Genomic DNA, 308 nt, shown 5'->3' with positions numbered 1-308 from the left:
GCCCGATCACCCGGCGGACGGACTCGCCCGCCCGCGCGCGGCTGTCCACGGCCTCGGGGCGGCCGTCGGCGAACCGCACCGTCCCGGCGCTCGGCTCCAGGCAGCGCAGCAGCGCCTGGGCGAGGGTGGTCTTGCCGGAGCCGGACGGGCCGACCCCGGCGATCCGGCGGCCGGCCGCGAGGTCGAGGTCCTCCCCGGCGAGCGCGGCCACCGTCTGCCCGGGGTGCCGTAGGGGCAGCCCGCGCACCGCGACGGGCAGCGGCCGCTCGGGCAGTGCCACCGGTTCGGCGGGCTCGGCGACCGGGGGT

1 protein-coding gene is annotated in these 308 nt (G+C 81.5%); it reads right to left on the bottom strand.

Annotated elements, in window-relative coordinates; translation table 11 throughout:
- Positions 1 to 308, bottom strand: a 308-nt coding sequence (locus ACLWS4_RS38365) for an ATP-binding cassette domain-containing protein (RefSeq protein WP_416876622.1), incomplete at both ends; no start/stop codon positions are given.

It is taken from the genome of Kitasatospora sp. SC0581, from assembly GCF_048159585.1.
Lineage (GTDB): Bacteria > Actinomycetota > Actinomycetes > Streptomycetales > Streptomycetaceae > Kitasatospora.
This window is presented reverse-complemented; position numbering and strand designations above follow the sequence as displayed.